General features: G+C 43.2%; 4 protein-coding genes and 1 tRNA gene. 4 read left to right on the forward strand and 1 reads right to left on the reverse strand.

Annotation, left to right across the window (positions count from 1 at the left end):
* Positions 1–73, reverse strand: a tRNA-Ala gene (locus tag Q7V21_RS15360).
* A gap of 285 nt (positions 74–358) precedes the next feature.
* On the opposite strand from Q7V21_RS15360, the gene Q7V21_RS15365 reads away from it, so the two are divergent.
* From Q7V21_RS15365 to rsmA, 4 genes are all read left to right on the forward strand, one after another.
* Entirely contained in the window at positions 359–2,629 is a 2,271-nt protein-coding gene (locus Q7V21_RS15365; protein ID WP_304918119.1) for an LPS-assembly protein LptD, read from the forward strand.
* A 133-nt stretch (positions 2,630–2,762) separates the two neighbouring features.
* Positions 2,763–4,028, forward strand: coding sequence for a peptidylprolyl isomerase (locus Q7V21_RS15370; RefSeq protein ID WP_304918120.1), 1,266 nt, complete (start codon positions 2,763–2,765; stop codon positions 4,026–4,028).
* Positions 4,025–5,020 (forward strand): 4-hydroxythreonine-4-phosphate dehydrogenase PdxA, encoded by a 996-nt coding sequence (pdxA, locus tag Q7V21_RS15375; protein ID WP_304918121.1) that lies wholly within the window; start codon positions 4,025–4,027, stop codon positions 5,018–5,020. The genes Q7V21_RS15370 and pdxA overlap by 4 nt, the downstream gene beginning before the upstream one ends.
* Positions 5,017–5,811, forward strand: a complete 795-nt coding sequence (gene rsmA / locus Q7V21_RS15380) for a 16S rRNA (adenine(1518)-N(6)/adenine(1519)-N(6))-dimethyltransferase RsmA (protein WP_304918122.1) — start codon at positions 5,017–5,019, stop codon at positions 5,809–5,811. Before pdxA ends, rsmA begins: the two co-directional genes overlap by 4 nt.
* Positions 5,812–6,035: the final 224 nt, after the last annotated feature.

A 6,035-nucleotide genomic window follows, 5' to 3' on the forward strand; every position in this document is an offset into this window, starting at 1 on the left:
TGGAGCTAGGCGGGATCGAACCGCCGACCTCTTGCATGCCATGCAAGCGCTCTCCCAGCTGAGCTATAGCCCCCGAAAGGAAGCGCATACTATAGGGATTGAGATTTTCTGTGTCAACAGAATATTTAAAAATAATTACACATAGTCTGCTTGGGTACACGGGGAAACGGGGATATGTACTCATAGCTGTAATGAGTGAATATGGCTAAGTTATTGATGAATGGTAAATATATCATTGCGGAGCTACTTAATTAGATAGGAGATTTGATGAAAGCAGATTTCTATGCGATAAATTGGCAGTTATTTATCGAATGGAAATGGCCGATTTTTCGGCCATCAAGGCTGCCCGGGGATGTTGATGCGCAAACTGATGATTTTATCTGCAGGTATTGTTTCCTGTTTTGCTCCTCTTGTTTCTGCAGAGTCTTATCATGTGCCAAGTCATTGCCCCCGTCCGGATGCCAATTTTTTCCTACCCGAAGATGCGCTTACTGATGAAAGTGAGATAGATTTTAAGTCTGATACAGCTCAGCTGGTTGATTTAGGAACCTCTGTTTTCACAGGTAAAGTGGATGTACGTCGTGGAGGGCAGCAGTTAAATGCCAACCGTGCTACTTACAATCAAACCAGCGGAATGGTCACGGCACAAGGTGATGTGCGTTTACGTGATAGCCAGATGTCGATTTTTGGAGATCAGGCGGAATGGGATCTGAATGAAGATCGCGGCACGCTGATTGATGCCAAATATCAAATGAAACAGATGAATGCTCGGGGCGAAGCGACTCATGTGAATCGTCAGGGTATGCAATCTACCCATTTGAAAAACGCTATCTATACAACCTGTATGGAAGATGACGATTTCTGGAAGTTAAAAGCTAATGAGGTTGACCTGGATCATGAAGAAGGCGTTGGCCGGGCTTATGGTGTAGTACTGCGCATGATGGATGTTCCAGTATTTTATACGCCTTATATCAGTTTTCCGATAAGCGATGAGCGTAAATCCGGTTTTCTTATTCCTTCTATCGGCAATTCAAATGACACCGGTTTTGATGTCAGTACACCTTACTACTGGAATATCGCACCAGATAAAGATGCAACGCTGACGCCGCGCTATATGTCAGACCGTGGATTAATGCTAATTGGTGAGTACCGTTATCTGACTTCTCAGTCTGAAGGATTAATTGATGCAGGCTTTCTCGCCAATGACAATTTGCGTAGTGATGGTGATGAAATCAATCCGAACTATAACGATGCTAGGAAACATTTTTCGTTTCAACAAGAGGGGCGTTATGCCAGACGCTGGCGAACACAAGTTGATTATAACTATGTTTCCGATCGCGCTTATCTAGAAGATTTTAGCGGTAATTTAAGTTTAAGTAGTACTACCCATTTGAATCGACTTCTCAGTGTCAATTACAGTGGGGATATATGGCGTTTTGGTGCCAGAGTTCAGGGTTATCAAAACCTTTTAGAGGACGTGCAAAATCCTTATCAACGTTTACCCCAATTGACGTTAAATGGATTATTGCCTGATCAAGCCTATGGTTTGAGCTATGAATTTAATTCTGAATTGACGGTTTTTGATCACAATGAGTTAGTTACAGGCCAACGATTGAATATGGAGCCCGGGGTCAGTTTACCAATGGGCACGGCAGGATTTTTTGCGACCCCACGAGTTGCGTTAAAGCAAAGTTACTATTCCCTGGACAACTTGCGTGCCCAATCTCAATTTGATGAAAGCTCAATTAGCCGGACCTTGCCGGTGGTGAGTCTGGATAGTGGTCTGATTTTTGAAAGACCGATGAGTATTGCTGGTAACAAAATGATCCAGACTTTAGAGCCAAGAGCGTTCTATCTTTATATTCCATATCGTAATCAGGATGATATTCCACTATTTGACACTAATCTTCGTACTTTTGGTATGGGCAGCATGTTCAGCCATGACAGGTTTACCGGTCCAGACAGGATTGGTGATGCAAATCAAGTGACTGTTGGATTAACCAGCCGGTTTATCAATGAAGAAACAGGACGTGAAAAGTTAAGAATGACTTTGGGGCAGATTCAGTACTTTTCTGATCGCAAGGTAAATTTACGACCTGATGCCCGAGAAACCAGCTCTGATTCAGATTATATTGCTGAAGCAGTTGCCAGTATCACGCAAGAATGGGCACTGGCCGGACAAATCCAATGGGATCCAGATACTACCCAATCTAGTATGTCATCTCTGCAATTACGTTACCGTAGCGATGACGGAGGTGTATTTAATATTGCCCATCGTTACCGACGCGATGATGGTGAGAATCGGTTTCCGCTAGAGCAGATTGATGTCTCTGGCAGTGTGCCAATTAATGACCGGTGGAGCGTTATTGGACGTTATTATCGTTCATTAAGGGATAGTACGACACTCGAATCGTTAGCGGGTTTTGAATATCACAGCTGTTGTTGGGCTACCCGCATCGTTTACAGAGATTATGTTAAGGACACTGACTTTATTAATAATGTTAATAGTGGCATTGGTGGTGAAAATCGCACAAAAGCCATCTATTTTGAAATTGAACTGAAAGGTTTGGGCCGCTTCGGTAAAAAATCAGAAAGTCTGCTGGAAAATAGCATCATGGGATATGAATAAAAACCTTATCAATACTCAACTTTCTAACGCCTAAATTTGTCAATGATTCTGATAAATACTTGATTGGCCGTTAGGTCATAATGCTTTGAACCGCTATAATATCGGCCATCAATTTACGGAGTTTGTATAGTTCATGATTAAATATTTGCTTGTCGGCGTGTTGCTTGCTAACAGTGTATGGGCCGCACCGCTTGATCGTATTGTCGCTGTCGTGAATAACGAAGTGGTTTTAGACAGTGAGCTGGTTGAAATGGAGCAGACAGTTCGTCAACAACTTCGCCAACGTAATGCCACTATTCCGTCTTCTGAAATTCTGCGACGCCAGGTGCTGGAACGGATTATTATGCAACGACTGCAAATTCAGCGAGCTGAGATGTCAGGTATTCGAGTCACCGACGATGCATTGAATGCTGCGATCAGACAGATTGCTGAAAGCAATAATTTAACATTACGTCAATTTCGTGATGCGCTGGAAAGCGATGGTTATGATTTTGCCGAATTTAGAGAAACTATTCGGGAAGAAATGGTCATTAATCGCTTACGTAAAAGCGAAGTGGAAGACTCAATAGTCGTTTCAGAACGTGAAGTTGATAGCTTTCTGGCAACACAAAATCTGCAGGGGGATTCAGAACAAGCTTTTCGACTGTTACATATTTTAGTTGCTTTACCTGATGCGCCAGCACCCGAACAAGTTCAGGCAGCAGAGCAAAAATTAGCTGAAATTCAAGATTTGCTCAGACAAGGTGGTGACTTTTCCGAAGTTGCTGCCGGCTATTCTGATGGTCAAAATGCGCTAGAGGGCGGTGACTTAGGCTGGCGTAAGCAAGCGGAGTTGCCTACGTTATTTGCGAATGTGGTTCCTACTTTAGCTGTCGGTGAAGTCAGTGATGTGATTCGCAGTGGCAGTGGCTTTCATTTAGTTAAATTGGCTGAAAAACGCAGTGAAGAAACCCATCTGGTTAAACAGACTAAAGCTCGACATATTTTGATCAATACCAATGAATTAGTGACCGATGAAGTCGCTCAGAACAGACTTAATCAATTACGTGAACGAATTATGAATGGAGAAGATTTTGCTGAACTAGCAAGAGCCCATTCTGAAGATACCGGTTCTGCAATTGATGGTGGTAGCCTTGGCTGGGCAAGTCCGGGGGTGATGGTTCCTGAATTTGAAGAAGTAATGAATTCTTTGTCAATTGGCGAAGTAAGCGATGTTTTTCAGAGTCGTTTTGGTTGGCATCTGGTTAGGGTTGATGAGCGTCGTGAACAAAACATGGCGGATGAATTCAATCGAAACAAAGCACGTGAACAACTCAAACAACGTAAAATCGAAGAAGATCTTGAAAGCTGGTTAAGAGCCATGCGTGATGAAGCATATATCGAGTACCGCGACCTTTGAGCAATATTCGCCGGATAGCACTCACCTCGGGAGAACCAGCAGGAATAGGACCAGATTTATGCATTCAATTGGCTCAGACTGCTCAGCAGGATGAGATTATTGTTATTGCAGATCCAGCCCTCCTTCAGCAACGTGCTGATGAGTTAAATCTTCCCGTATCATTAGTCCAATTTGATCCTGATATACCGGCTCAGGCTGGTGTCGCTGGCACAATAATCTATCTCCCCTGCAAATTAACTGAAAAAGTAATTGCTGGACAACTCAATACCGCAAATGCAGCTTATGTTCTGCAAACCTTGCAAACGGCATTAGATGGCTGTCTCGACAATACATTTGATGCTGTCGTGACCGCGCCTGTTCACAAAGGTGTGATTAATGATGCACAGGTTGCGTTTAGTGGACATACCGAGTTCTTTGCCGACGGAGCCGGAGTTGAAAAAGTTGTCATGATGCTTGCAACACCAGAGCTTCGCGTAGCTTTAGCCACTACCCATTTACCAATGCGTGATGTTGCAGATGCCATTAGTCAGGACAGTCTGATAAAAATCATGCAAATCCTGTCTGACAGTTTGCAGCATGACTTTGGATTAAAGCAGCCACGTATTGCCGTTTGTGGATTAAATCCACATGCCGGTGAGGGGGGGCATCTGGGAACGGAAGAACAATCAACTATCGAACCGGCAATAAAACTTATGCAACAGCAAGGTTATGATTTTACTGGCCCATGGCCAGCCGATACGATTTTTGTAAAGTCCCGTCTGGCCGATTATGATGCCGTGCTGGCGATGTATCATGATCAAGGTTTACCGGTTTTAAAACATCAAGGCTTTGGTGATGCCGTTAATATTACCCTTGGTCTTCCCTTTATTCGAACCTCGGTGGATCACGGTACAGCTTTGGACCTTGCTGGTTCAGGTAAGGCGAGTTCGACAAGTTTACAGGCCGCCATCAACATGGCTGCAACAATGTCATCCAATAAAAGTATGCTATGAATGAATCACGTTCCTATCCAAAAGCTCGCAAACGTTTTGGTCAAAACTTTTTACATGATGAAGCCGTAATAGCCGATATTATTGCGGCGATTTCTCCTCAAAAAGATCAACATATTGTCGAAATCGGGCCTGGTCGCGGGGCTTTGACTGCGTCATTATTGGAAGATGCCGGGCGGCTGGATGTAATCGAACTGGATCGAGATTTGGTACCAATACTCGAAAAGCAGTTTAGTTCAGCGACCAATCTACACATTCATCAAGCGGATGCCTTGGAATTTGATTTCAGTGCATTACCTCAGCAAGGTGAAAAACTCAGGGTAATTGGTAATCTTCCATACAATATTACAACCCCTTTATTGTTTCATTTACTCGAGCAGGCAGCATTGATTGAAGATATGTGCTTTATGCTGCAAAAAGAGGTTGTAGAGCGCATTTGTGCCGCACCAGGCAATAAAAGTTATGGTCGCTTGAGTGTAATGATCCAGTATCAGTGTAAAGTCGAACAATTGTTTATTGTGCCTCCTACTGCTTTTGATCCTCCACCAAAGGTTGAATCGGCCATAATTTATCTACAACCAAGAGCCCAGTTTGTCGGCGGTGGTGTCTGTATAAAAACCTTGGGTAATTTAGTGACACAGGCATTTAGTCAACGCCGAAAAACCATCGCTAACACTTTGAAAAATAGTGTTTCCCCATCTGAGTTGGAGACGCAAGGTATAGATCCAAAACAGCGTCCGGAAACGCTATCTGTGGAACAATATGTGGCTTTGGCTCAATCTCTAAATGCTTAAAATAACCCTATGCTATATAAGCAAACACTTAAGTAGTGAATTGTTAACAGTTTAGAGCCTGTTCACAAAAAACGTAAATAGCAAATGACACTAATGTTTTCCTGTCTTGACACACTGTTTTTGCTGTAGTTAGATACACACAACCAATGAGACGCGCCGAGGTGTTGTGTGTCCTTTGGGACTTGAACACATAATATAAATGACACGAGGAATTAAGCTGTGAA

The sequence above is a fragment of the Methylophaga sp. genome (genome assembly GCF_030651745.1).